This is a genomic window from Desulfovibrio sp. 1214_IL3152, assembly GCF_036763055.1.
In the GTDB taxonomy this organism is placed as follows: domain Bacteria; phylum Desulfobacterota; class Desulfovibrionia; order Desulfovibrionales; family Desulfovibrionaceae; genus Desulfovibrio.
In genome coordinates this window covers 1-1,144 of the sequence record NZ_JBAIYW010000056.1, presented here as the reverse complement: position 1 = coordinate 1,144, position 1,144 = coordinate 1, and the positions used below count along the sequence as shown (strand labels likewise).

The window sequence follows — 1,144 nt, the reverse complement described above, 5'->3', positions numbered from 1 at the left end:
TGGTAGGCCACCACAGTGTCCTGAAAGGCGCGGGCATTGAGCAGCTGGCCCGAAGACTTGATGGCGCTGGCCCGCTGCGCGCCCTCCAGAGAGCCTGTGGGCAGCATGCTGTTGGCGGCGGCCACGGCATCGGCCACCTCGTCAATGCCAAGCCCGCGCGAAGCCAGTTCGTCCGGGTCAAGCTGCACACGCACAGCGTATTTTTTCTGGCCGTACACCACCACCTGGGCCACGCCTTCCACCATGGAAAGACGCTGGCCTATGAGCGTGTCGGCATATTCATTAAGGGCATACAGGGGCAGCGTGGGCGACGATACGCGCAAGTACAGGATGGGCATGTCCGCCGGGTTCACCTTGCGGAAGCTCGGCGGCGTGGTCATGTTGGAAGGCATGCGCCGCTGCGCAAGGCCGATGGCCGACTGCACGTCCAGGGCCGCCGCATCGATGTTGCGGTCCAGGGCGAACTGGATGGTGATGCGGGTGCGGCCTGTGGAGTTGACCGAAGAAATGGAGTCAATGCCCGCAATGGTAAAAAATTCCTTTTCCAGAGGCGTGGCGACGGAAGCCGCCATGGTTTCCGGGTCGGCTCCCGCAAGGTCGGCCATGACCTGGATGGTGGGAAAGTCCACATTGGGCAGATGATTGACAGGCAGGTTTTTATAGCCCGTTATGCCGAAAAAAAGCATACCGAGCATAAGCAGCACCGTAGCGACCGGACGGCTGATGAATACAGAAGCGATATTCATGACATTTTTTACGTTAACTGCATATCAGGCGCAAGAACAAAAACAGCCCCAGCCCGCAGCACAGGCCGCCGATAAGCTTTCGCAGCAATGCCGTGGGAATACGCCTGGCAACAGCCACCCCCGCAAACAGGCCAGCCAGCGCCATGCCGCAGATATAGGGCAGAATGCTAAAGTCCACATGCCCGTCGGACATGTTGCCGATTGTGCCGAACAGAGCCGTGGTCACCTGATAGGGCATGGCAAGGCCCACAGCCGTCATGGGTGAAACGCCCGCCATGATCATCCAGGGAATGGAAAGCACCGGCCCGCCCGCTCCTGTCAGCCCGGCCATAAGCCCCGTCACCGCACCGATGCAGAAAAAGCCGCGCCTGCTCTGCCAGAATGCGCTGCCGCTGCCC

At 60.7% G+C, this 1,144-nt stretch carries 2 protein-coding genes; both read right to left on the bottom strand.

The window, feature by feature from the left end; all coding sequences use genetic code 11:
- A partial coding sequence (locus tag V6C07_RS01065; protein ID WP_333534549.1) for an efflux RND transporter permease subunit occupies window positions 1–746 on the bottom strand: 746 nt, incomplete at its 3' end.
- A gap of 13 nt (window positions 747–759) precedes the next feature.
- Window positions 760–1,144: sulfite exporter TauE/SafE family protein (locus V6C07_RS01060; RefSeq protein ID WP_333534548.1), on the bottom strand; the 385-nt coding region annotated here is incomplete at its 5' end.